Here is a 23104-nt window from a genome sequence, read left to right on the forward strand (position 1 = left end):
ACGTTAATCCTCGGCCGTCATTTCTTTCAGGTAGTGATTGAGTTTTTCAACTTGGTTCGCGCGTTTGATATCGATCTTGTCATCCACTAAAGCGGTGAGTAGGTCGCGATACAGCTCTATGTGTTGGTCGATCCGTTTTTCTTCTAGGGCGGTACGAGCACCAAACAGTGCGAATGGAGCTAGATAATGCATGCCACAAAGTGACGCTGTTTGCTCGATTGGGTGAAGTAGCTCTCTGATTTTGAAGTGGTTATACCCTTCGGATTGATAAGCATCTTCTCGGCCTCCAGCAGTAATGGCACAAAATAGGGTTTTGTCTTGTAGAGCGTGACCATCGCTGCCGTAAGCAAAGCCATATTCCAAAACTAGATCTTGCCATTCCTTTAAGATGGCAGGCGTCGAATACCAGTAAAGTGGAAACTGAAAAAGGATGACATCGTGGTCAACTAGTCGCTTCTGCTCTTTATCTATATTGATGTTGAAAGTGGGGTATTCTGCATACAAGTCGACAGTGGTGACCCCTTCTATTTTTTTAGCTTGTTCGAAAAGCGGTTTATTCACTTCAGATCGGTGAAGTGAAGGGTGGGCAAAGAGCACCAATACTCGTTTTTTAGACATAAGCCCTCTAACTGAAAATGTGTATGAATATGACTTTGGAAATGATTGTTTTCACCATAATCGAAGAATGATTTTATAACAATTAGTTAACTGTTCTCTTTGAATTGCTGCAGTAATTCTTCTAAATGCTCGACCACTATAGAGGCGTGTTGGTGAAAAGGTTTCTCTAGCTCGTTGGTGACAAGGCAAGAGGGCATAAGCGCGTTGTTTGCGGCTTCAAGATCGTAAAGGTAGTCGCCCACATACAGTATTTGATCGTTATTCAACTGCCACTCCTCTTTGAGGGCGAGTAGGGCATCTGGCGCGGGTTTTGGGGCAAACTCCTCACGTGAAACCACACGCTCAATTTTAATATCGCAATGTTCGAGTTTCATTTGTGTTGCGGTGGCGCTATTTCGCGTGATAATCCCTAGGTGGTAATTTTCACCCTTTAAGTACGACAAAAGATCTTTGCAGCCCTTCATCGGTATTGAGCTGGCAGCGTCGCTGAGTTCGTGATCTAAAATTAGTTGGTGAGCTTGCTGTTGCTCAGTAGGGCTTGGCAATTCATCTGCGTAAGTGAGTAAGTCTTGATCACAAGGGCAGCCGAGTTGCTCTCTTAGATGTTGAAAGTTTATTTGAGAGCTGACCAAGGTGTTATCCAAATCAAATACGACCGCTTCAATGATTTTTAGATCCAAGTTTACGGGCATTACGAGCCTCCAAAGTTAAGGTGCTTGCTTAAGTGTAGTCTCATTTTAAGTTGATGAACTTTACTATTTTCAATTAGATAGTTACCGTAATCTCAAAACTAGAATAACAAGGAAAGGATTCATGGCGATAGATTTACGAAGTCAGTGCCACACGACTATTTCAGGTAACGAAGAGTTATCTCCGGCCGAGCTCTTTAAGCAAATGGCGGATTGGTGCCAAGCAAATGATGTCCAACATGACATCTACGGCGAAGGTGAAGAGATTCAAGCTTTTGAGAGCAAAGTCGCTGAGTTATTAGGCTTTGAAGCTGGATTGTTTGTGATTTCTGGGACCATGACTCAGCCAACAGTCCTAGAACTAGTTTGTAAACAAAAGAATAATCCTTTGGTGGCGATGCATGAATCGAGTCATATTTATCGCCACGAACGTCAAGGTTATCAATTACAGAATCGCTTTAATATTTTGCCTATCGGTAACCCTTTTCGAACATGGACTGTTGACGACCTAACGGCGTGGCCAGACGATATTGCAGCCGTGTTGTATGAGCTTCCAATGAGAGAAATTGGTGGCCAGCTTCCAAAATGGGAAGACTTGCAATCGATCAAAGCCTACTGTGGCGAGCAAAATATTCATCTACATATGGATGGAGCTCGTTTGTGGGAGTGCGCGGCGTATTACCAAAAGAGTTATCAAGACATTGCTCAGGGTTTTGATACTGCTTATGTCTCTTTATACAAAGGCATAAATGGCTTGGGCGGTTCGATGCTACTGGGGGACAAGGATTTTATCGAAAAAGCGTCTATTTGGATGAAGAGACAAGGCGGGAATGTGTATCACCGTTCTCCGTATATTGTGTCTGCGGCTATGCAGTTTGACCAGCGCATTGAGGCGATGCCAGCGCTGTTTGAACGTACTCTGCAGTTGTACCAAATTCTACAAGACTACCCTCAATTTACCCTAAACCCCGCTCAGCCTAATGCCAACATGCTGCATTTGTACTTGCCGGTAAGCTACGAAAATGCCGTGGTATTAAGGGATAGGCTCGCTGAAGAAAAGGGAGTTTGGCTAGGCCACCCTCAGGTCACACCTTTGCCAGAACAATCGCAGATTGAATGGTATGTTGGAGATAGGCTATTGAACTTATCTGATACTGAATTTATCGCGATATTGGATTGGTTGGTGTCTGAAATGACCTAAGCGCGATTCTATTAAAAAAGGAGGGCCACTGGCTCTCCTTTTTAGTTGGGGCGTTATAAAGTGTTTTGGCGCGCTATAAAGTGTTACAACTGCTTAGCTGAAACCAAGTACTGACCTTTCATTTTCAAGGTGAAGTTAACCAACGCTATCAACACGGGTACCTCGATCAGTGGGCCAATCACACCAGCAAACGCTTGATCTGAGTTGATCCCGAATACTGCGATAGATACCGCGATGGCTAATTCAAAGTTATTCCCTGTTGCGGTATAAGCAATAGACGCATTTTTGTCATACGGAATCCCCATGCGTTTGCCGATATAAAAGCTGACAAAGAACATCAGTACAAAGTAGATAGCCAGTGGTAAGGCGATACGAACGACATCCATTGGAAGTTCTACGATCATTTCACCTTTCAGGCTGAACATCAGCACTATCGTGCCAAGCAAGGCAATTAACGTCATTGGTGAAATACGAGGAATAAACACTTCGTTATACCAAGCTTCACCTTTTAATTTCACAAGCACTTCACGGCTAACAAAACCAGCCATAAAAGGGATGCCGAGGTAAATCAGAACACTTTCTGCGATATCAGACATCGAAATATCAACGACCATGCTTTCATAGCCAAATACTGGCGGTAGCACTGTGATGAATAACCACGCCATAAAGCTATAAGTGACGATTTGGAAAGCGCTGTTTAAGGCAACAAGAGCTGCACCGTATTCTTTGTTTCCGCCCCCAATGTCGTTCCAGACGAGTACCATAGCGATACAGCGAGCGAGGCCGATTAAAATGATTCCGACCATGTATCCAGGGTGGTCACCAAGAAAAACCAGCGCTAATACGAACATCAGGATCGGTCCGACGATCCAGTTCATAACTAAAGACAGTGTGATAGCCTGTTTGTCTTTGGTTACTTGGCCTAACAGGTGATAGTTCACTTTGGCGAGCGGTGGATACATCATTAGTATCAGGCCAATTGCAAGTGGAACATTAGTGCTACCCACCGACATGGCTTCATTCCATTCAGAGACCTCTGGAAAAGCAAAGCCGATGGCAACGCCAACTAACATAGCCAAGAAAATCCATACGGTTAGATAACGGTCCAAAAAGCCTAGTTTAGGTTGAGCTACTTGTTCACTCATAGCGCACTCTCTTCGTTTATCGTCGAAAGACGATTTGTTAAGTTAAACCAACCAGCTGTAGGCCGATGGGCTAGTAATTGTATGTTTTAGCTTATTTAGCTTAGAAAGCTTAGATTTCAGTTTAATTAAATAGGTGACTGAAAAGATTGGAAACATCGTTCAAACGATCCCGATTCACTCGATAGCACATTTTCGGTGGGATAGGCTCGGCAGTGATAAACCCTGACTGCTTAAGAATGCGCAGATGTTCAGAAACCGTAGACTGGGCCAAATTTAATTCAGATACGAGATCGCTATTCAAACAGCCATCTGAATTATCCAAAGTGATGAGTATCTTCAAAATACGAACTCTCGCTGGATGAGACAGTGCTTTGGCAAGCGAGGCGAACTCGGCCTCTTGTGCTAATTGAGATTCAGTAGCAGAGAAATCGATACAATGGTCGGCTTTGCATGATGTTGTCATAGCGGTATCTATAGTTAATCGTCGAATTACGATTAACTATACTGCAAGATTATTTCTAGATCAATCGAACAATGCTGGTTTGTGTTAGGAGTAGGGAAGAAATGATTGCTGGGTTGAAATGCGCTAAAGGTAGGAACTGCGCCTAAGCTGAGTGGTTACAAGGCCTAAACGCATTCATCATTACATGTATTGATTGATATAGACGTCAATCAAAAACATGAATACAGGAATGGTACTTAGAATCCCGAACCCTAGGATAGGGATCCAATTACTCATTTTCTTTTTTGGTTTATTAGAGTCTTTCATGGTGCTCTCGGTATCTTTGCAGTGTTGTTTCAACTGAGGTGGAGTTTATCAGGATTACTGCAACGAATCCTAGATAATGAGCGCGAAATTTAAACTCAGCGCGTTGGAAATTGTAACGATGCTTGGTGGAGAGCGACTTTTCATTCAGCAGCTCATTCGTCGGGTATTTATACTGAACCTATATCGACCATTTTGTTAACAGTACGTTCATGTTCATTAGGCTACATTGGATGCCAGTTTAGAAACAATACTTGAGAGTATGTATTCATACCGCTAATCAATTCAATCTGTTAGGTTATTTGTCCGAAGAACTTTAGTACATTGTGATTAATCGCGACATGTAGAAACTGGAAGGGATTAGTTTGTTTGCCATAGAAACAGAACGTTTGATTTTACGAGACTTTTCTACCAAAGATGCCGATGACTATGTAAGTTTGACGCAAGATGCAAAGTATCAACGGTTTTATAGCGAAGAAGATTGTGAGGCGTCTAAATCCAGGATGTTGGTTGAATTGTTTAGCACTCAAGCTTTAGAACAGCCAAGAACTAAATTTCAACTGGCGATAGAATTGAAGACGACGAAGCAAATGATAGGTACTTGCGGTGTCCGTTTAGAAGAAAGCCAGCAAGCTTCGATGGGCTGTGGTGTTGGCCGAAAGTTTCAAGGGGCAGGTTATGCGCAAGAAGCGGCAGAAGCACTTATTGCTTATGGCTTCAAACATCTCAATATTCATCGATTGTATGCAGAAACCATAGGGGCAAACAAAGCAGCAATTATATTGTGCCAACAAATGGGAATGGCCCAAGAGGCGCACTTTGTTGAGCACAGATACTTTAAACAAAAATGGTGGGACACTGTGGTTTACGCAATTCGAAAAACACAGTGGGAAGAACGCCAAATTCGCTAATTATTAAAGGTCGATGAGCTTTAATAGAAAGTGTCAGTTAGAACCCAAACTCAGTGAGGAATTATGAGAACGATAGGTAATATTATTTGGTTTTTGTTTGGCGGTATTTTCATGGGGTTAGCATGGTGGTTCTTTGGCTTGCTTGCCTTTATCACGATCGTCGGTATTCCTTGGGGACGCGCTTGTTTTGTTATGGGTAATTTTTCATTCTTCCCATTTGGTCAAGAAGCCATTTCACGGGATGAACTCACGAATGAAACGGATATCGGCACCAGTGGCTTTGGTGTAATTGGTAATGTCATTTGGTTCTTGTTTGCGGGTATTTGGTTGGCTATTGGCCATATTGCATCGGCCGTGGCATGTTTTATTACTATTATCGGCATTCCTTTCGCGATTCAGCACTTGAAGTTAGCGCTTATCTCACTGGCTCCAATTGGTAAAACTGTTGTTGACCGCCGTGAAGCGGAAGCAGCGCGCGTAGCGAATTACAAACGTCACCAATAAATAGGTAATACATCGAACTAAATGGAAGAGAACGAATGGATTTTAGGCAATGCAGTGACGATGACCTATGGGCAATCGCGACGCCAATTATGGATAATTTGATGTCAGCTTCAACTGAGCTCGATCATGCACGACATTGCCGAGACTTTACTCAGCGAATGCGCTCTATTGTCACGCAAGCGCATTTCGCCAGCGTCTGCCAAGCTTATCAAAGCGAAAAGGGTTTGTTTACAGCGCGACAGCCAGTTGCGTTATTTCGAAGGCCTGAGTCGGTGGCTTTCGTGTGGAAGCAAATGTTCTCAATAGCAGAGGGCGAATTTGTTGCAGAAATGGTGTTAGTGGAACAAGACGGGCAATACTTGGTTGATCATGTCATGGTGTTTTAGTTTTACCTGATGCTGAATGCTGAATGCTGAATGCTGAATGCTGAATAAGGATATTGATGAAGAGTGATGAGCACGAAAAAAGTGCGGAGCTTGCGAGGCCGATTACGATAGAGCAAGGCACTGTGGTGAGGCCAAGCGGTGCGTATTCAAGGAGTGTGCATTTGTTTCTCGGCTTTCTAAACCAGAGCGGTTTGACGTGTGTGCCCGAGTTTTTAGGCTACGATGAAAACAATAAAGAGATATTAAGTTACGTTGAAGGCCAGACCTACAATTATCCGTTGAGTGGCGATATTGCTTCAGGCCAAGCGTTAGAATCTGCTGCGAAATTGCTGCGTTCGATACACGATGAGTCAGTGGAGTTTGTTCAAAGCCATGATGTCGTCAATCTGGAATGGATGCTACCTGCTCAGTTGCCAATTGAAGTGATGTGCCACGGAGATTTTACGCCGTACAATGTGGCGTTGCAGAAAGAGCAAGTGGTTGGGGTATTTGATTTTGATACCTGTCATCCAGGCTCAAGAGTGTGGGACGTCGCTTTTTCGGTATATTGCTGGGCACCTTTTAAAACTGATCCGGTTGATCGGTTAGGTAATTTAAAGCGGCAAATCGTGAGAGCTAAATTGTTCTGTGATGCATACGGAGCTAATGCAACACAGCGACAGCAGTTGGTTACTGTGATGATTCAGCGTGTGCAATCGCTGGTGGACTTCATGTTTACTCAAGCTGAGGCTGGTAATCAGGTGTTTCGTAGCCATATTGAAGCGGGTCATCATATGGCTTATCAAAAAGATGTTGAGTATTTGGAGTGTAATCGCGAAAAGATCACTCAAGGCTTATTCGATAATTAGGATTACGTATGGAACAATTCGAACTTCAGTTGCTGGCCTTCGTCGAAGAAAAAATGAAGACGGATGCTGCTCATGATATTAGCCATATACTGCGTGTTGTGAAAACGGCCAAACAGTTATGCTTGGCTGAGGGGGCGATCCATGAAGTTGTGGTTCCCGCGGCCTATTTGCATGATTGCTTTACCTTCCCTAAAGATCACCCCGAAAGGCAGCAAAGCTCACTCTATGCTGCCGACATGGCGATAGAGTTTTTGAAATCGATAGATTATCCAGAACAGCATTTTTCTGCTATTCACCATGCGATTGTTTCCCATAGCTTTAGTGCTAACGTTACTCCGGAAACCTTAGAAGCGAAAGTCGTTCAAGATGCTGATCGCCTTGATGCATTAGGTGCGGTAGGCGTGTCGCGTTGTGTGCAAGTTAGCACTGCACTAGGGCGAACGCTCTATTCAATTAATGACCCGTTTTGTACGGAACGGGAGCCTGATGATAAGACGTTCACCATAGATCACTTCTACATAAAATTGCTCCATTTGGCGCAGACAATGAATACTTTATCGGCAACCAATGAAGCGACTAAACGTACTCGTTTTATGCAAGCATATTTAGAACAGCTGCAGTCAGAAATCTAACGTTTACTGCGTCGGTTCAATTCGGTAGATATTGCCGTTGTCGGTACTGAAGTAGATTCTGTCATCTGGGCTGATGGTAATATCTCGAATCCGTTCATTGAGATCTTCAAACAATCGATCTACTTCTTTTAACTGCTGTTTGTTGGAAACCGACACCACATTAATGTGCGTGAGCTTTAACGCGCCCGCGAGCAATTTTCCATCCAGTTTTGGGTAACTTTCCCCTCGATATAGAACCAAACTGCTTGGGGCAATAGAAGGGATATACACTAATGAAGGGCTATCTATACCTTCTTTCTCTTTAGCTTCTCCAACTGAAATTGGCCCCCAATATTCTTTGCCGTGAGAAGTAATAGGCCATCCATAATTTTTTCCTTTATGAATGAGGTTGATCTCGTCACCACCCCTTGGGCCGTGTTCAATCGCCCATAACAGCTTTGATTGAGAATCGTAAACGATGCCTTGAGGGTTACGGTGTCCGTAGCTCCATATCGCGTTATCAACATCGTTTTCATTTGTGAATGGGTTGTCGCTTGGAATCGTGCCATCGAGATTGAGTCGCAAAATAGTGGCAGCTTGATTGTTAGTGTTTTGGCCGTTGTCTCTTTCACCTCGATCACCTAAGGACAAGAATAAGTGTCCGTTATCATCGAAGGTGATACGGCTACCAAAATGTCGCCCAGTATCGGACTGTGCACTGGTGACTAACATATCTTGCCAATTAGTGAGTTGGTTGGTGTTCAAAGTCGCACTCGCTAAAGTTGTAGCGCTGCCTGAATCCGTTTCTTTACTGTAGGTGAAATACAGTTGTTTAGGGTTAATCGGAGACTGAGCGACATCGAGTAAGCCTCCTTGTCCGCCATCATCTAGATTTGGAACTTCAAACAAAGCGGTACGTTGTTTGGATTTTAGGTCGAGTTGTGAAATAAGGCCGTTTTTCTCGGTAATGACAAGCGTGTCTTTGTCGATGAATTGTAGCCCCCATGGTATGTACCAACCTTCAGAAACTCGAGTCAGTTGGTATTCAGCACTGGCGCATTGGAATGTGGCAAAAAATAGAACGAAAGCGCTTTTTAATTTCATACTAACTACCTTAATTCTTTAGGTTATTGGATTAATAAATGGTGATTTGAGGGCTTGTATTGCTTTTTGGTATTCAGTTCAGTGTAAGTATAAATAGGAATATACACAGAAAATTGTGATAGACCTCGCTTCGTGTTCATTTACATTAGTCCATATGCAACTAATATTTTTACTAACTAAGTGATGGTAACTTCACTATAAGAATAGTAGTCAGGGGAACCTGATGCATAGGCTAGGGAGAGGCGGAATGAGCGCAGAGCGAACTGTGAGTCAATGGAATGATGATAGTAAACAAGCCACATTAGAACTTGAAGCTTACCAAGGTACCGGATGTATTCAAACGAAAGGCAGTATCGAGCGTCATGAAGCAATCTTTAGACGTATTGAATCTGACAAAAAACAGTCCTCAAAGGCTAAACCCTTAGTCTTTAATTTTTCCCTTGCGATTATTATTTGGTTTTACACAGTATTAGGCGCCAGTATTTGGCTTGTTCAATATCCGGCTATTATGTTGCTATTTTATGTGCTTGCGAGCGCGGTGACGTATTCAGTGTATGCCTTTGATAAAGAAGCGGTAAGGCACCAAACTCTCGGTGTGAATAGCGGTATTCTTCATTTGTTATCTCTAGCAGGTGGCTGGCCTGGCGCTTTATTTGCTCAGTGCGTTTTTAATCACAGGTATCAGGATAAATGGTTTGCGAGTGTATTTTGGTTAACCGTCGTTTTTAATTTCTTAGCTTTTGTTTGGACGTTTACTGATGTAGGGAATGGTTATTTGATGTCTGCGGTGCAGTATTTAAAAATGTTACTGAGATAAGAGATAAGAGATAAGAGATAAGAGATAAGAGATAAGAGATAAGAGATAAGAGATAAGAAAAGCCCCGCTTAGTGTTGCTATGCGGGGCTTGTAGGCTAGAGTTGAGCTATACGGTACGAGGATGAATGGTGTTTTCGACTTACATTGCCGCTTCAAAGATCGCTGAAATCTCTTCATGGGTTGCTTGTTTTGGGTTGGTAAAGCCGCAAGCATCTTTCAGTGCGTTGTCAGCCAAAATACTGATGTCTTCAGATTTCGCGCCTAAATCTTTAAGCCCTGCAGGGATTCCAACCGCTTGTGAAAGCTCAACGATAGCGGTTAATGCTGCTTCCGCGCCTTGTTCCGCGCTCATATTTTCAACGTCCACTCCCATTGCTTTTGCGACATCGCGAAGACGTTCAGGACATACTTGCGCGTTGTAACGTTGAACGTGTGGTAGTAATACTGCATTACAAACACCGTGTGGCAGATCATAGAAACCGCCTAGCTGGTGGGCCATTGCATGAACATAGCCTAGAGAAGCGTTGTTAAATGCCATTCCGGCCATGAATTGCGCATAAGCCATTTGCTCACGAGCTTCGATGTCATCACCGTTACTTACTGCCGTGCGTAAGTGTGCTTGGATCAGTTCAATCGCTTTAATGGCGACTGCGTCTGTAATTGGGGTTGCTGCGATAGACACATAAGCTTCAACGGCATGAGTCAGTGCATCCATACCTGTTGCTGCGGTGAGTGATGCTGGCTTCGCGAGCATTAACTCAGGATCATTGACTGAAATTAATGGTGTTGTGTGTTTGTCGACAATCGCCATTTTAATGTGGCGTTCTTCATCTGTGATGATACAGAAGCGCGTCATTTCTGAAGCGGTACCAGCGGTAGTGTTGATTGCGATAAGTGGCATCATTGGTTTTGCTGATTGGTCAACGCCTTCATAATCAGCAATCTTTCCGCCGTTAGCCGCAACCAAAGCAATGCCTTTTGCACAGTCGTGAGGCGAGCCGCCACCTAGTGAAACAACAAAATCACAGTCATTTTCTTGAAGTAGAGCTAAGCCATCGTTCACATTACTGATGGTTGGGTTTGGTTGAGTTCCATCAAAGACGACAGTATCGACGCTGCGGTCTGCTAGCAGGTATTGAACTTGTTTTACGACGCCAATTTGGTTCAGTACCTTGTCTGTAACAATAAGACCTTTCTTAAAGCCTTGAGAATGAATGCTATCTGCCGCATCCGTTAAACAGCCCGCACCCATTAGGTTAATCGTAGGGATAAAAAATGCACTCGCCATTGGAATACTCCGTTAAATTTATCATTTGAATTGCGTTTATCATCGCTACGGTGCGGGATGTTGATATTGATCTAAAACAAGAATATTTCCGAGAGTACTACTTTTGGGTTATCTGTGTGACGTCCAACAAAAGGCAATCGATTAGCTTAGATTACTAACAGAAATGACACTAAATGAATTCGATAACTCGATGCTTTACGGTGGAATGATTTGAGTCGTGATTGCTACAATAACACGTATGTAAGAGTGAATCCGAAGCTGAAAAAGAGTTTAGTGCTATTCGTTGAGTAGATTTACAGCACTAAACTCAGCCAAATTTACGCTTCGTTGTTTACGTCAATTTGATGTTGTTCTTTCGATGATTCTGACTCTGATATTTGTTGTTCTTCAATGCTTTCAAGCTCTTCCTCTTTGTCATAATTTTTGACTAAGAATGGAGTGAGCATGACAGAAGAGGGGAGAAAATGTTTCATCGGTATAGCCTCCATATGTTATTTCCCCCATCATATGCACACAGAAACGAGCAAAAGATGTGCTCGATCATAACGAGTGTCGAGTGCTGGCTTAACCCATATTTTAAGTTCGGATTTGTCTAGGCGATCACTTTTCGTTTTGGTAAACCTTATCCCAATACGGCACATCACTACCTAACTTTTCTTTCATGTAATCAATGAATACCCGGACTTTTAACGGAAGGTATTTTCTTTCCGGGAACACGGCGTAAATCGAATGCTCTGGCAATGGGTAACTTTCTAGTAAAGGCTTTAGCTTTTGCGCGGCGATGTCCTTACCGACTAAAAATGTCGGCAACTGTGCAATGCCCAAACCAGATAGCAGGGCTTGCCTGAGAGCTTCACTATTGTTGACCACTAAATTACCTTTCGGCAGCACTTTGATGGTGTTATTAGAACTACAAAACGACCATTCGGTCCCACCTTTAAAGTAGGCATACTGAAGGCAATTATGGTTGACTAAGTCCGAAGGCCTGATTGGTTCGCCGTGTCTATCTAAGTAATCTTGAGAGGCACATAACACGCTATAACAAGGTGCAATACGTTTAGCGACTAAATTAGAATCGGGTAGGTGACCTATGCGGATTGCCATGTCAAACCCACCGTCAATCAAGTCAACCATTTGATCTTCAAGCGATAGATTTATTTCAACTAACGGATAAGTCTCCAAGAACTCTGCGATAAATGGTGCGATGTGAAGTACACCAAATGACATGGGCGCTGTGATTCGCAACTTGCCTTGTGGGGAACCTTGCAATTCGCTGACTGCATCAATCCCTTCTTTCGCTAAACTATTGGCTTGGGACGCGTATTCATAAAAACGCTGACCGGCTTCGGTTAAGTTGATCCGACGAGTGGTTCGATTCAGTAACCGTGTACCGAGTTGCGCTTCAAGGTGATTAATGCGTTTGCTGACCGCTGATTTGGTCAGATTGAGTTTACTTGCGGCTTGAGAGAAGCTGCCACACTCCACTACGGCGACAAAAATCGGAATACAAGAGAAGTGATTCATGATGATCCTTTTGTTGAGGCTTTTTCAACAATCAGTTTCTTTTTGAAGGTATTATCATTCATTTTAAAACAAATTAAACTTACCCCCAATTAAATAAGGAACAAAGATGAAGTACGATTGGATTTTTTTTGATGCTGATGAAACCCTGTTTCACTTTGATGCTTTTAAAGGCATGCAGCTAATGTTCTCTCGATTTGGGGTAGAGTTTACTAAACAAGACTACGCGGTTTATCAAGAGACAAACTTGCCTTTGTGGGTGGATTACCAAAACGGAGTGATAGATGCGCAGCAGCTAAAACACACCCGATTTGAGCGTTGGGCTGAGAAACTCAACACCACGACCGCAGAGCTTAACAGTGCGTTCCTAAATGCTATGGCTGACATTTGTACTTTGTTGCCTGGTGCAAGGGAGCTAATGGAAGCGCTGCACGGAAAAGTGAATATGGGTATCATCACAAACGGTTTCACTGAGCTACAAGCGATTCGTTTGGAAAGAACGGGCATGACTGAATATTTCAAACATGTAGTGATTTCTGAGGAAGTTGGGATAGCGAAGCCAGACGCTGGCATATTTGAACATGCCCACCAAGTCAGTGGTATGCCAGACAAACAAAGAATGCTGATGGTTGGAGACAACCCTCATTCAGATATTTTGGGTGGCCTGAATTTTGGTATTGAAACCTGCTGGCTTAATAGCTCTGATGAGAGCACGCCAGAAGGCGTATCCCCGCATTACCAAGTGAGCTCGTTAAAGGAATTACAAGCTCTATTGCTTGGCTAGTGCGCAATAATGCTACTCGATAGAATATTCAATATTGGCGTGCTCAATGAGTGCGCCATTTCTTCCTTTGGCTTTCACTCTGTATAAGGCTTCATCGGCCTTTTGAATCATCTCTTCGTTGGCTAATGCATTAATATCATTCTGTTCGAACATAGCAACGCCTATCGATAAGGTAATGTGCTCACCACAATCCGATGCTTGATGACGAATGGCTAGTCCTTGAACTTGGTGCAGTAGTTCTTCAATTCGACTTTGCAGCTCTTGAGGAGCAAAGCATTCGCACAGAATAAGGAACTCGTCCCCTCCAAATCTAAATACTTTGCTTAGCGGAGTAGAAAAATTGCGTTGAAGTAATCTGGCCAAGGTCACCAGTACTTCATCTCCTTTGATATGACCGTAGTAATCGTTGAATTGTTTGTAGTAGTCGATGTCGATCAACATTACTGCGCGCTTGGAGCAATGAGACTTCGATGAGCGCCACGTATCTAAAGATGAAGTGAGGGATAGCCTGTTGTATAGCCCACTAAGCGGATCTATATGAACCAGTTTCTTAAGTTCTTTTTTCTGCAGTTCTAGCTGCTTTTTCTGCTGCTTGTTTTGAATATCGATCGCGATGTACGAACACAGATGTTTGACTAACGAAAAATGATAATCTTGATAAGCATGTTGTAAGTGTGTTTGTGCGGTAAGAATACCGAGCACTTTGCCTTCAAGAATCAGAGGGATCATGATGATCGATGGGTAGTCATCGTTGGTGACACCAACAAAAGCCTGATGAGTGGGAGGCTGTTCAAGCAATTGGTTTAATACAGCTGAAGAAAACTGGCCATGTATGAAGGCTTGTTTGTTTTGAATGCAATATGTGCTTAGCGTTGCCTCTTCACTGCATTGAATGGTGAAGGGTTCAAGTAACTCGCCGAGGTCGACGAAGTACTTGTATTCCAATTGGTCGCTCTTTTCGTCATATAAGCCGATGGCTAAACATTCGACAGGCATGACTTTATTTAGATCTTTGTATAATCGGAACACCATGTCTGTGACGCTTGAATGCGTGCTTAGGTATTCGCCAAATGAAGAGATCAGGTCAAGGTTCTCGGCGAGTGATTGCGCGTTTTCAAGCTCTGGTCTTTCCGAGTGGAGTCGATACAGCTGAGATATCGCTTCGTAGTTACTGTCTGAGTGGCGTTTCAATGCTTGAGATTGCAAATGGAAGGCACGTTTGACCATCTCTACTTGAGCACTTGATTCGTCTGCTTTGTCGCTAACCTTCATTAACAGATCGGCGAAAAATTGCAGTGATTTTGCGCTGCCAAATTCATTAGTTAGCTCAATGGCTTGGCTTAGATAAGGCTCAAGCAGGCTTTGGCGATCATGCGTGATCGCGCAGGCACAGTATTCTTTCAACGTATCGATAAGAAAGAAGTTATCGTTGAGCTTTTCACATGCTCTGATTGACCCTTTAAATGCTTCTAAGGCATCATTGATGCGCCCTAAAATCTCAAGGTGCGAGCCATAAGCACTGTAAAAGTAGTGTTCACCAATGGTGTTTGGGTAGGCGTTCAGTGCGGCCCGATAGTGCCTGAATTGTGCTTCTGCTTTTTCGACGTTACCAAGTTTGGAGTTGATGTAAGCAAGGTTACTCAAAACTGGAAAAGAGGAAATAAGCGCCTCGTCATTGTGTTTTGAATACGCCAGTTCACAGTAGTAATGTGCCTTGGAATAATCACCCGTTTCGAGAAAGATATAACCCAAATTATTATGAATTCTTGAAGAAAGTGCTTCGTTATTGATGGTTCTACATTCACTCGCTTTAGTTAAGGCCACGATCGATTCGGCGTAGTTTCCTAGCCTTAAAAACGCAATCCCAATGCCAAATTCAATACAGTATTTAAGCCCTGCGATATGCTGAGCCTCTTGGCACTTCGTCAAGCCATCGGAAAACTGCATTAATGCTTCTTTGATCTTTCCGAGTTTAAGCGCCCGGAAACCACAGCAGAAATACTTGACCGCAACTGGGGTAATTTGATCCAGTTGATGCGCTCTTGCTTCGAGTTGACGCTGAATGGTATGAACTTCCTGTTCGCTTGCGGCTTCAATAATGTCGTTGAGTCTTTGACTTAGATAATGATTAAAGTTCTGAACAGGTTTCATAGAGTGGCTGCCAAGGGATTGATGATTATATTGTACGAAGTATTGTTTAATGTTGAAAGTAAAAACTGCCAATTATTGAGTGAGCGAGTATGATGTCCGACGTTAGATAAGCACTTTGTTTTACTGCTCAGATAGTTAAGGATTTATCGTGTTCGCTCGCCATCGTTTTACTTTGTTTGGTTGTATTGCCATTTTACTTTGGAGCTGTTTAATGGCTCTATCTCGTAGTGTGTCAGAGCAATTAGGGCCAATTGGCGGCGCGGCGTCGATGTATACGGTCAGTTCAATCTTTCTTATCATTGTCATGGGTGTCCCGAACATTAAACGTTTCTCTAAAACGTATTTGCTCATCGGCGGAGCCATGTTCGTTTGCTATGAAATATTTTTGTCACTGGCGCTAGGAATGGCGAATAGCCGACACCAAGCGGTGGAGATGGCGGTCATCAATTATTTATGGCCCGCTATGACAGTGTTGGTCGCGGTGATGACAAGTAACAAAAAGACGAATTTGCTGGTTTACCCAAGTATTTGTGTCGCGTTCTTTGGCGTTGCGTGGAGTATTAGTGGGGATCAAGGACTATCGGTTGGTCAAATTGCGGCTAATGTTGCCACCAACCCTGCGACTTATTCGATGGCCTTTTTCGGAGCGATCATTTGGGCGATTTACTGTAACTTCACTCAAAAAGTAGCGAAAGGACAGAATGCCATTGTTTTGTTTTTTATTGCAACGGCAGTGACCTTGTGGATTCAATACGCTTTGAGTAACGAAACGGGGATGACTTTTACTCTAGGTGCAAGTATTGACTTGTTACTTGCCGGGTTAGTGATGGGAGCGGGTTACGCGCTGTGGAATGTGGCTATTCTAGGGGGCAATATGGTGTTGCTTGCGAGCCTTTCTTATTTCACCCCGATCTTTTCGACTTTCTTGTCTTCGATAATCTTAGGTATTTCGCTGACTAGTACCTTCTGGCAGGGCGTTGTGCTGGTTACCATTGGTTCTATCGCATGTTGGTGGGTAACACGCGACAATGACGAACCTTCGAAATTAGAGGAAAGCGAACTACCTAACTAACGCTGGTTTTGTGGGGAGGAACGCCTAGCTCGCAATATTCAGGTTAAGCTGCAGTTCATAAGGTAAAGTAGATAAGCGTCGTTTTAGTCGGCGGCGCGTACGTTCTAATTCATCCACCTCTATCGATTCAGAGTTTCGGCTATGGATATCAACATTGACTCGAAGCTCTTGACCTACTTTTGTCACCCCAATTAGCTCCAGATCTTGCTGGGCTTCTTTGTCTACTGCGACAACGTTTTGATCCACTTTGTCACACAGCTCTGGTGCTGCCGACATCATTAATAACTCGCGCATTGCTTCTTTGAGCATATCAAACGGTACTTTAATGAAGTAGAAAGACATTAGCACCATCATTAATGGATCGGCATACACTGCGTACTCGCTAAATGGCGATAGCGTTACACCCCAAGCAGCAACGAAACCTGCGGTTACAGCTACGCTCAGTAAAGTGTCCATTTGCCATTGTTTAGATTCAGCGCTGATGAGACCTGACGATAAGTGACGACTTTTACGAGCGATGTACCACCATGCATAGCCGCAACCCAGTACATTAACCACGCCAAACAGTGTGGCGATAGACGCATCAACTTCACGGCCGCCTGAAAATAGAGCCAGCACGGCTGAATAGAGTGAGTAACCAACAACCAGTAAGATGACTAATGCTTTAATGGCGATAACAATTGGCTCAATGATGGCACGGCCAAACGGAAAGTTAGAATCTGAAGGACGGTTGATGTAAGAAGAAGCTGCTAGTGACAATAAAGTTAACAGTAAACTGATCAAGGAATATACGCCGTCAAAAACGATGACCAGTGAACCAACTAAAAGCCCAAGTACTAATCCACCGACGGCAAAGCATGAAGCTAACAGGGCTGAGAAGGTTAATACTCGGTTTTCATTTTGGCTTTTCCTGTCACACATAGCGATTTCCTGAATTTGAACACACTCTAATTGTTCGCATATCAGGAATTTTTTACAAATGCTATCTGGATTTTGTGAAACTGAATATCAAGTGAATTTATCATAGTTAAATAAATTCAATGAGTTATGGTTGAATTGTAGTGTCATTATAATTGGCGCTGACTGATTTGTATTCAATAAGCCGATACACAAAGTTGCTTAAAAATCGAATAAATAGTCACTTAACTTATCGGCAAGCCAGTTCATTGCAGGGTGCTCGGTCATACCTGCTGGAGTAAACATGCAGTAGTCTTCTTGGGTTAGACCATAAGTATGCTTGATGACTGAAATCTCTTGCTGACGTAGCAAATGGCGGATCAGAGGTTCGGGTAATACGCCCCATGCATCTTCTTTCAAAATTGTATCCAGCATGTAGTCGAAACTGGAAAAACCAATATAGCGACGTGAGAACGGCTCTAGTTCAGGATTGTCTTTCTCATTTAGATAAACCATCGTAGCCTGCATTGCGTTTCGCAGCTCTTCGTCGGAAACACGCCGCATGGCACTTAAAGGATGCCCTTTTTTACATACCGACATCAGGCGGATCTTACCGAGTGGGTTATAGATGATCCTAGGGTCGTCAACTCGTTCATAATCTACACCGAAGGCGAAGTCGACTTGTTGTGTTTCAACTAAGTTAGCTAAGTCTCCACTAGAGGCTAACACAATATTAAAAGACGTTGACGGGTAGCGATTATTCAGGCGATGCGATAAATCTTGCCACATGTCATCGGGTAGGGAGTCGTCACGCGCTATCCAGATTTCAGCGTTAAACTCACCAGATACTTGAGCGCAGGTCTGCTTGATTCTGGCCGCGGTAACGAGCATGCTCTCACAGTCTTTGTAGACAGCTTTGCCCGCTTCAGAAAGTGTTAGGTGGTTTCCACTTCGCACAAATAGCTCGACATCCAACTCCTTTTCAAACGCTTTGATCGCCATACTGAGTTTGGTTCGGTTACATTCCAACTGGCGGGCGGCTTCGGATACTGACCCAAGGTCAGCCACTGAACAGAAAGCTTGGATTTGTGAAAGGTTCATTGAACGTCCATGGGAATAATACTAGGGCACGGGTATAATAATCGAATATTGTGCTAGTTATCTTAGAAATTATCCATCATTGAGTGATAACTCTATGACGGAAAGGACAATTTGGTTTACCCTGATAGGGTTCCTAATATACAAGAAGTAATGATGGAGGCCATGATGGCAAATGAATGGGACGAATACGCGCAAGATTGGGAAAAAGATCAGGCAACAGGTGTATTCGCGCAATCAGTATTCGAACAACTGCAAAAGCTTATTGAATTAGACGGAACTCGAGTATTGGATTTTGGATGTGGCACAGGATTGCTTAGCCAAAAACTATCTCCGTTGGTAAAAGAAATTGTCGCAATTGATGGCTCCGAAGCCATGATAGAAGAACTGGATAAAAAAGAGCTTCCGAATGTAGAACCAGTTGTAGACTTTCTGACTCGTGGTCTTGCCGCTCAACATCCAGCGTTCCGAAATCAGTTTGATGCGATTGTCGCTTCTTCAGTGTGTGGTTTCATTCCTAACCTACAAGACACCGTTAGCATTATTTATACATTACTAGAAGAAGATGGTTTGTTCGTTCACTGGGATTGGTATGTAGAAAGTGATAACGAAGAGTTTGGATTGACTCGCCAAAAATCTGAAATGGTATTAACCGCCGCAGGTTTTTCAAATGTAAGTGTGACCACCCCCTTTACAGTAGAAACCAAACAAGGGCCGCGCCAAGTGCTAATGGGTGTGGGCTATAAGTCGTCATTAAGTAGTACTGTTCATTACGAATAGGTCTACAAATAATGGCTCATTGATGTCACTGCTATGAATATTATTAAGCCCCTTTAAGGGGCTTTTTTATACTCTATAGATACTAATGTCTTGTTTCGTCTTGTTTCTAGAACCAGATTTTCTCGCTTGAACTTACCTTTTGGTGAACCCCTATCTTCTCTTCAATAGCCCTCTATTTTTGAGGCGCTGAGTCTCTCGACAGGCCGTGTCTAATCGGCCATTTATGTTGTGAATGCTAATTTTCGGATGTGGTAATAAGAGGAAGTGACAACTAAGTGACCACTATAGAGGTTACCGACTGATGGAATAGCTTTAGTGAAAACTATTGATGTTTTCCATAGTGGAAATAGGGTGTTTATAATATTTCATTAGTGGAAATGACTGCTGGTTATTAAGATAAGCCTATAAATTATAAAGGGTTTACTTATGAACCAAGACACACAGTTGCAACAACGTTTTCAAGACATCATCTCAGATGCAAACTTGTCTCCTAAGCAGAAATCGAGCTATTTAGCGCTAGAAGCAGAAGCCAGCTTGCCTTATGTGGATGTTTCTGAAGAAGTGAAAACTGCGCTTGAAACTGGCGTACTGTGTGACATGTTCGAAGGCCACGCTCCATTTAAGCCGCGTTATGTACTTCCAGATTATTCTAAATACTTACATCAAGGCTCAGAGTATTTAGAACTTAATGCGGCGTCCAATTTCGACGAAGCACTCAACATGTTGACTATTTTGTATCACCATGTGCCCTCAGTGACTTCTATTCCGGTGTATTTGGGTCAACTTGATGATGTGCTGATGCCATTTGTCGGCGAGTTAACAGAGCAGCAAATTTACCAGAAATTGAAGTTGTTTTGGATCATGCTAGATCGCACGCTACCAGACGCGTTTATGCATGTGAATATTGGCCCAGCAGACAATGTAATTTGTCGAACGATACTGCGTGTTGATGCCGAACTTAAGCAAATCGCTCCAAATCTGACCTTCATGTACGACCCACAAGTGACGCCTGATGACTTGTTACGACAGGCTGCGTCAAACATTTGTGAGTCCAGTAAACCTCACATCGCTAATTATCCAGCTCATGCCAATGCCTATGGTGACAAACGTTTTGGAATCGTAAGTTGTTACAACTCACTTCCTTTAGCTGGTGGTTCAAACACTTTGGTGCGAATGAACTTGAAAGAAGTCGCGCAACACTCTAAGAATAGCACTGAGTTCTTGCAGGAAACGCTGCCTCATTACAGCCAGTTAATGATTGAGTTGATGGATGCTCGTAGTCGTTTCTTACACGAGAAATCGAACTTCTTTGAAGGCTTCTTAACCCAAGAAGGCTTGATTGAAGAAAATCGTTTTGCGCCAATGTTCGGTATTTATGGAATGGCCGAAGCTGTTAATACCTTATTGGAGAAAGAAGGTAAATCAGGTCGCTATGGTCATGATGACCAGGCGAATGCATTGGGCCACACAATTTCTGCGAAACTGGCCGAAATCGTGGACTCTCAAACGGTGAAATACGGCTTAAATGGTAAGGCGTTATTGCATGCACAAGGTGGTATTAGCCTAGATAAAGACGTGACTCCGGGCGTGCGCATTCCTTACGGTACTGAGCCAGACCCCGTTTCATATGTGCAGGCCACGGCAGGTCACCATCAGTTTTACACGTCCGGTGTCAGCGATATTCTCACGATAGACGAGACCGTGAAATCTAACCCCGAAGCGATGTTCAACTTGTGCAAAGGGGCGATTCAAGCGGGTTATCGCGAGTTCACCGCTAATGTTGCATCAAACGATTTGGTGCGTGTTACCGGTTATATGATCAAACTGTCCGAAATCGCGAAATATGACGAACAAGGTTCTCGTACTAATACGACTTTCTTAGGGGCCGAAGCAGCAAAAAATACCGGAATTTTAGAACGTAAACCAAGAGTGGCAAGCCTAGAAATGTCACCGGTTTACGAGTAAAACATTTTTCTGATCTAACAACTCATGGCTAGGGTTAACATAAATAATAAGACGGAAAAACAAGCGAAGGTCAGCCGTGTGCTGACCTTTTCTTGTGTTGATGGCCCCGGAAATCGATTAGTCCTGTTTCTTCAAGGGTGTAACTTCGATTGCATAACTTGCCATAACCCTCACACGATTAATCACTGTAATCATTGTGGTGATTGCGCATCTTCTTGCCCCTCCAAGGCTTTACAGCTCACTTCGCAAGGAAAAGTGGCATGGGATTCAGAACTTTGTACTCACTGCGATAAGTGCATTGAAGTGTGCGAGCACAAATCGAGCCCTAAAATCACCTCGATGAGCGTGTCTGATGTGTTGGAGTTAGTCCGCAAGCATCAATTTTTCTTAAGTGGAATTACCATTTCTGGTGGAGAAGCAACTCTGCAGCTTCCTTTCATCATTGATTTATTTCAAGCGATAAAGTCGGACACCGATCTTGCACACTTAACGTGCTTCATTGACAGTAATGGAGCTTTATCGAAACAAGGCTGGCAAAGGGTTGAACCCTATTTAGATGGCGCGATGATCGATTTAAAGTCTTGGCAGGCCGAAACGCATCAGTGGTTGGTTGGGCGTGATAACCATCGCGTCATCGAGTCGATTAACTATTTGGCGAGCTTTGGTAAGCTGCATGAAGTGCGCTTATTGCACATTCCCGGTAAGAGCGATCTTGAGTCCGAAATTGATCTGGTAGGACAATACCTAAAAGGGTTGCCAAAGTCGGTACAAATCCGTTTAAACGCTTTTCAGCACCATGGTGTCCAAGGGCAAGCACTGGATTGGCCAAAGTGTACTGAGCAGCAGATGACCGCTTTTCACGATAGGTTATATCAACGAGTTCAGAGGCCTCTCCTCACTCCCACGGTTTATACCTAAAACACTATTGAGGTTGAACGAACTGCTCACATAGCCACTTCATCGCTTGGTCATTCATATTGGGCTTACTCCACACCAAACTGTACGCGACTTTACCGTAATCAAAGGGCAGAGGTTTGCTTATTAGCCCTTTGGCTTGTCTTGCTCGATTAGACCAGGCTTTTGAACATGTGAACAGTAGTTCAGTGTGGTGGCACATTACGGCTGCAGACCCAAAATCCGCAACTGAGAGAGCGATATCGCGAGCTTGATGCTGCTGGACTAAGTGCTGTTCGAAATATGGTTGAGCCAGCTCTTTGTCGAGGATCGCTACATGTTGATAGGCGAGGTAGTTGTCTATGGTTAATTCGTCGTTAGCCAGCGGGTGCTCTGGATCCATCAAACAAATCATTTCATCAGATAAAATGGTTTTCCAAACTAAGTCTTTGTTGTTCGTCGGCGGCTGACTGATATCGTGAGGAAGTAGAATAAAATCGACTTGCCCGCTTAACAAAGCATCAAAGCCTAGTTGCTCTTTTGAGTAAACACATAGTGAAGCTTTCGGTGCTGATTGGGTGGTTATCCGGCGAATTATTGGGGCAAACAACTCAAAAGTACTTTCTCGCATCGACAAACTAAAGCTGCCTTGGTAGTCCTCAGGAGTAAAGCTCTTCTGATGAAGTAGGCCGTTCATGCTGGATAAAATAGCGTGTACGGTTGGGGCGATTTTGACGGCAAATGGAGTCGGGATGAGCTTGGTTCCATCGCGATAGAAAAGCTCGTCGCGCAAGATTTCTCTAAGCTGAGTAAGGGTTTTACTGACACTAGAAGGACTTAAGCAAAGCTGTTCGGCAGTGAGCGTGACACTGTGCGTATTAAGCATGATGTGTAGTGCTGTAAGGTGCTTCAAACTCACACGCGATAAGTGCAGATAATCCATTGATAAAGCTCAGTAAACAAAAGAAGCGGCAAGTATAAACATTGCCACGCCTCTCTAGGCAAGTGATTTGTAAAATATATGATTGTTTGAGTGATAAACAGCCTAATGTTG

General features: G+C 43.4%; 24 protein-coding genes. 12 read left to right on the top strand and 12 right to left on the bottom strand.

Translation table 11 applies throughout. The features are described 5' to 3' along the window. Positions 1 to 3: 3 nt before the first annotated feature. The gene (locus tag ELZ11_RS08150) at positions 4 to 618 is read right to left on the bottom strand and encodes an NAD(P)H-dependent oxidoreductase (protein WP_137356880.1); all 615 of its coding nucleotides are present in this window, start codon (positions 616 to 618) and stop codon (positions 4 to 6) included. Between the two features lie 86 nt (positions 619 to 704). After that, positions 705 to 1310: an HAD family hydrolase gene (locus ELZ11_RS08155; protein WP_137356881.1), complete on the bottom strand. Its 606-nt coding sequence runs from the start codon at positions 1308 to 1310 to the stop codon at positions 705 to 707. Positions 1311 to 1431: 121 nt separating this feature from the next. Here ELZ11_RS08155 and ELZ11_RS08160 point away from each other — a divergent pair, with 121 nt between their 5' ends. Continuing rightward, on the top strand, positions 1432 to 2508 hold the full coding sequence (locus tag ELZ11_RS08160; RefSeq protein WP_137356882.1) for a threonine aldolase family protein: 1077 nt from the start codon (positions 1432 to 1434) through the stop codon (positions 2506 to 2508). A gap of 83 nt (positions 2509 to 2591) precedes the next feature. Here ELZ11_RS08160 and arsB read toward each other — a convergent pair whose 3' ends face one another. After that, complete coding sequence (gene arsB / locus ELZ11_RS08165; protein ID WP_137356883.1) at positions 2592 to 3653, bottom strand: ACR3 family arsenite efflux transporter; 1062 nt, start codon at positions 3651 to 3653, stop codon at positions 2592 to 2594. A gap of 121 nt (positions 3654 to 3774) precedes the next feature. Beyond that, positions 3775 to 4116, bottom strand: a complete 342-nt coding sequence (locus tag ELZ11_RS08170; RefSeq protein WP_137356884.1) for an ArsR/SmtB family transcription factor — start codon at positions 4114 to 4116, stop codon at positions 3775 to 3777. A 668-nt stretch (positions 4117 to 4784) separates the two neighbouring features. Between ELZ11_RS08170 and ELZ11_RS08175 the strand changes: the two genes are divergently transcribed. The 5 genes from ELZ11_RS08175 to ELZ11_RS08195 all read left to right on the top strand — a co-directional run bounded on the left by ELZ11_RS08175 (position 4785) and on the right by ELZ11_RS08195 (position 7700). Further along, a complete protein-coding gene (locus ELZ11_RS08175) occupies positions 4785 to 5330 on the top strand; it encodes a GNAT family N-acetyltransferase (protein ID WP_137356885.1) in 546 nt (181 codons plus the stop codon). A gap of 63 nt (positions 5331 to 5393) precedes the next feature. Then, complete coding sequence (locus ELZ11_RS08180) at positions 5394 to 5834, top strand: YccF domain-containing protein (RefSeq protein ID WP_137356886.1); 441 nt, start codon at positions 5394 to 5396, stop codon at positions 5832 to 5834. A gap of 35 nt (positions 5835 to 5869) precedes the next feature. After that, positions 5870 to 6220 carry a hypothetical protein gene (locus ELZ11_RS08185; protein ID WP_137356887.1) on the top strand — a complete coding sequence of 117 codons (351 nt, stop codon included), beginning with the start codon at positions 5870 to 5872 and terminating at the stop codon, positions 6218 to 6220. 56 nt (positions 6221 to 6276) lie between these two features. Next, positions 6277 to 7068 carry an aminoglycoside phosphotransferase family protein gene (locus tag ELZ11_RS08190; RefSeq protein WP_137356888.1) on the top strand — a complete coding sequence of 264 codons (792 nt, stop codon included), beginning with the start codon at positions 6277 to 6279 and terminating at the stop codon, positions 7066 to 7068. An 8-nt stretch (positions 7069 to 7076) separates the two neighbouring features. Continuing rightward, positions 7077 to 7700 (top strand): HD domain-containing protein, encoded by a 624-nt coding sequence (locus tag ELZ11_RS08195; RefSeq protein ID WP_137356889.1) that lies wholly within the window; start codon positions 7077 to 7079, stop codon positions 7698 to 7700. A gap of 3 nt (positions 7701 to 7703) precedes the next feature. On the opposite strand, the gene ELZ11_RS08200 is transcribed toward ELZ11_RS08195, so the two are convergent. Next, positions 7704 to 8783: a PQQ-dependent sugar dehydrogenase gene (locus ELZ11_RS08200; protein ID WP_137356890.1), complete on the bottom strand. Its 1080-nt coding sequence runs from the start codon at positions 8781 to 8783 to the stop codon at positions 7704 to 7706. Between the two features lie 247 nt (positions 8784 to 9030). Here ELZ11_RS08200 and ELZ11_RS08205 point away from each other — a divergent pair, with 247 nt between their 5' ends. Next, the gene (locus ELZ11_RS08205) at positions 9031 to 9600 is read left to right on the top strand and encodes a DUF1294 domain-containing protein (protein ID WP_167494648.1); all 570 of its coding nucleotides are present in this window, start codon (positions 9031 to 9033) and stop codon (positions 9598 to 9600) included. 139 nt (positions 9601 to 9739) lie between these two features. On the opposite strand, the gene yiaY is transcribed toward ELZ11_RS08205, so the two are convergent. The 3 genes from yiaY to ELZ11_RS08215 form a co-directional block, all read right to left on the bottom strand. Then, a complete protein-coding gene (yiaY, locus tag ELZ11_RS08210; protein WP_137356892.1) occupies positions 9740 to 10888 on the bottom strand; it encodes an L-threonine dehydrogenase in 1149 nt (382 codons plus the stop codon). 317 nt (positions 10889 to 11205) lie between these two features. Further along, positions 11206 to 11361, bottom strand: coding sequence for a hypothetical protein (locus tag ELZ11_RS23770; RefSeq protein WP_167494649.1), 156 nt, complete (start codon positions 11359 to 11361; stop codon positions 11206 to 11208). 127 nt (positions 11362 to 11488) lie between these two features. After that, positions 11489 to 12412, bottom strand: coding sequence for a LysR family transcriptional regulator (locus tag ELZ11_RS08215; protein WP_137356893.1), 924 nt, complete (start codon positions 12410 to 12412; stop codon positions 11489 to 11491). A gap of 106 nt (positions 12413 to 12518) precedes the next feature. Here ELZ11_RS08215 and yjjG point away from each other — a divergent pair, with 106 nt between their 5' ends. Further along, positions 12519 to 13193 (top strand): pyrimidine 5'-nucleotidase, encoded by a 675-nt coding sequence (gene yjjG, locus ELZ11_RS08220; protein ID WP_137356894.1) that lies wholly within the window; start codon positions 12519 to 12521, stop codon positions 13191 to 13193. 12 nt (positions 13194 to 13205) lie between these two features. On the opposite strand, the gene ELZ11_RS08225 is transcribed toward yjjG, so the two are convergent. Next, entirely contained in the window at positions 13206 to 15344 is a 2139-nt protein-coding gene (locus tag ELZ11_RS08225; RefSeq protein ID WP_137356895.1) for a sensor domain-containing diguanylate cyclase, read from the bottom strand. Between the two features lie 148 nt (positions 15345 to 15492). On the opposite strand from ELZ11_RS08225, the gene yddG reads away from it, so the two are divergent. Further along, the gene (gene yddG, locus ELZ11_RS08230) at positions 15493 to 16416 is read left to right on the top strand and encodes an aromatic amino acid DMT transporter YddG (protein ID WP_137356896.1); all 924 of its coding nucleotides are present in this window, start codon (positions 15493 to 15495) and stop codon (positions 16414 to 16416) included. A 24-nt stretch (positions 16417 to 16440) separates the two neighbouring features. Here yddG and ELZ11_RS08235 read toward each other — a convergent pair whose 3' ends face one another. After that, positions 16441 to 17337 carry a cation diffusion facilitator family transporter gene (locus ELZ11_RS08235; protein ID WP_137356897.1) on the bottom strand — a complete coding sequence of 299 codons (897 nt, stop codon included), beginning with the start codon at positions 17335 to 17337 and terminating at the stop codon, positions 16441 to 16443. Positions 17338 to 17535: 198 nt separating this feature from the next. Continuing rightward, the gene (locus ELZ11_RS08240) at positions 17536 to 18414 is read right to left on the bottom strand and encodes a LysR family transcriptional regulator (RefSeq protein WP_137356898.1); all 879 of its coding nucleotides are present in this window, start codon (positions 18412 to 18414) and stop codon (positions 17536 to 17538) included. 165 nt (positions 18415 to 18579) lie between these two features. Here ELZ11_RS08240 and ELZ11_RS08245 point away from each other — a divergent pair, with 165 nt between their 5' ends. The 3 genes from ELZ11_RS08245 (at position 18580) to ELZ11_RS08255 (ending at position 22074) form a co-directional block, all read left to right on the top strand. Further along, positions 18580 to 19191: a class I SAM-dependent DNA methyltransferase gene (locus ELZ11_RS08245; protein ID WP_137356899.1), complete on the top strand. Its 612-nt coding sequence runs from the start codon at positions 18580 to 18582 to the stop codon at positions 19189 to 19191. Positions 19192 to 19617: 426 nt separating this feature from the next. After that, positions 19618 to 21156 carry a YjjI family glycine radical enzyme gene (locus ELZ11_RS08250; RefSeq protein ID WP_137356900.1) on the top strand — a complete coding sequence of 513 codons (1539 nt, stop codon included), beginning with the start codon at positions 19618 to 19620 and terminating at the stop codon, positions 21154 to 21156. 24 nt (positions 21157 to 21180) lie between these two features. Then, on the top strand, positions 21181 to 22074 hold the full coding sequence (locus tag ELZ11_RS08255; RefSeq protein WP_137356901.1) for a YjjW family glycine radical enzyme activase: 894 nt from the start codon (positions 21181 to 21183) through the stop codon (positions 22072 to 22074). Between the two features lie 4 nt (positions 22075 to 22078). Here ELZ11_RS08255 and ELZ11_RS08260 read toward each other — a convergent pair whose 3' ends face one another. Then, entirely contained in the window at positions 22079 to 22993 is a 915-nt protein-coding gene (locus ELZ11_RS08260; protein ID WP_137356902.1) for a LysR family transcriptional regulator, read from the bottom strand. Positions 22994 to 23104 lie beyond the last annotated feature (111 nt).

It is taken from the genome of Vibrio profundi (genome assembly GCF_005281835.1).
GTDB lineage: Bacteria > Pseudomonadota > Gammaproteobacteria > Enterobacterales > Vibrionaceae > Vibrio > Vibrio profundi.

Bases quoted from the DNA above. Each gene is read 5' to 3' on its own strand.
- ELZ11_RS08195 (WP_137356889.1), top strand. From the start codon at position 7,077: ATGGAACAATTCGAACTTCAGTTGCTGGCCTTCGTCGAAGAAAAAATG.
- ELZ11_RS08250 (WP_137356900.1), top strand. From the start codon at position 19,618: ATGAACCAAGACACACAGTTGCAACAACGTTTTCAAGACATCATCTCA.
- arsB (WP_137356883.1), bottom strand. From the start codon at position 3,653: ATGAGTGAACAAGTAGCTCAACCTAAACTAGGCTTTTTGGACCGTTAT.
- yiaY (WP_137356892.1), bottom strand. From the start codon at position 10,888: ATGGCGAGTGCATTTTTTATCCCTACGATTAACCTAATGGGTGCGGGC.
- ELZ11_RS08245 (WP_137356899.1), top strand. From the start codon at position 18,580: ATGGCAAATGAATGGGACGAATACGCGCAAGATTGGGAAAAAGATCAG.
- ELZ11_RS08225 (WP_137356895.1), bottom strand. From the start codon at position 15,344: ATGAAACCTGTTCAGAACTTTAATCATTATCTAAGTCAAAGACTCAAC.
- ELZ11_RS08185 (WP_137356887.1), top strand. From the start codon at position 5,870: ATGGATTTTAGGCAATGCAGTGACGATGACCTATGGGCAATCGCGACG.
- ELZ11_RS08160 (WP_137356882.1), top strand. From the start codon at position 1,432: ATGGCGATAGATTTACGAAGTCAGTGCCACACGACTATTTCAGGTAAC.
- yjjG (WP_137356894.1), top strand. From the start codon at position 12,519: ATGAAGTACGATTGGATTTTTTTTGATGCTGATGAAACCCTGTTTCAC.
- ELZ11_RS08180 (WP_137356886.1), top strand. From the start codon at position 5,394: ATGAGAACGATAGGTAATATTATTTGGTTTTTGTTTGGCGGTATTTTC.
- ELZ11_RS08170 (WP_137356884.1), bottom strand. From the start codon at position 4,116: ATGACAACATCATGCAAAGCCGACCATTGTATCGATTTCTCTGCTACT.
- ELZ11_RS08240 (WP_137356898.1), bottom strand. From the start codon at position 18,414: ATGAACCTTTCACAAATCCAAGCTTTCTGTTCAGTGGCTGACCTTGGG.
- ELZ11_RS08260 (WP_137356902.1), bottom strand. From the start codon at position 22,993: ATGGATTATCTGCACTTATCGCGTGTGAGTTTGAAGCACCTTACAGCA.
- ELZ11_RS08155 (WP_137356881.1), bottom strand. From the start codon at position 1,310: ATGCCCGTAAACTTGGATCTAAAAATCATTGAAGCGGTCGTATTTGAT.
- ELZ11_RS08150 (WP_137356880.1), bottom strand. From the start codon at position 618: ATGTCTAAAAAACGAGTATTGGTGCTCTTTGCCCACCCTTCACTTCAC.
- ELZ11_RS08205 (WP_167494648.1), top strand. From the start codon at position 9,031: ATGAGCGCAGAGCGAACTGTGAGTCAATGGAATGATGATAGTAAACAA.
- ELZ11_RS08190 (WP_137356888.1), top strand. From the start codon at position 6,277: ATGAAGAGTGATGAGCACGAAAAAAGTGCGGAGCTTGCGAGGCCGATT.
- ELZ11_RS08215 (WP_137356893.1), bottom strand. From the start codon at position 12,412: ATGAATCACTTCTCTTGTATTCCGATTTTTGTCGCCGTAGTGGAGTGT.
- ELZ11_RS23770 (WP_167494649.1), bottom strand. From the start codon at position 11,361: ATGAAACATTTTCTCCCCTCTTCTGTCATGCTCACTCCATTCTTAGTC.
- ELZ11_RS08235 (WP_137356897.1), bottom strand. From the start codon at position 17,337: ATGTGTGACAGGAAAAGCCAAAATGAAAACCGAGTATTAACCTTCTCA.
- ELZ11_RS08255 (WP_137356901.1), top strand. From the start codon at position 21,181: ATGGCTAGGGTTAACATAAATAATAAGACGGAAAAACAAGCGAAGGTC.
- ELZ11_RS08200 (WP_137356890.1), bottom strand. From the start codon at position 8,783: ATGAAATTAAAAAGCGCTTTCGTTCTATTTTTTGCCACATTCCAATGC.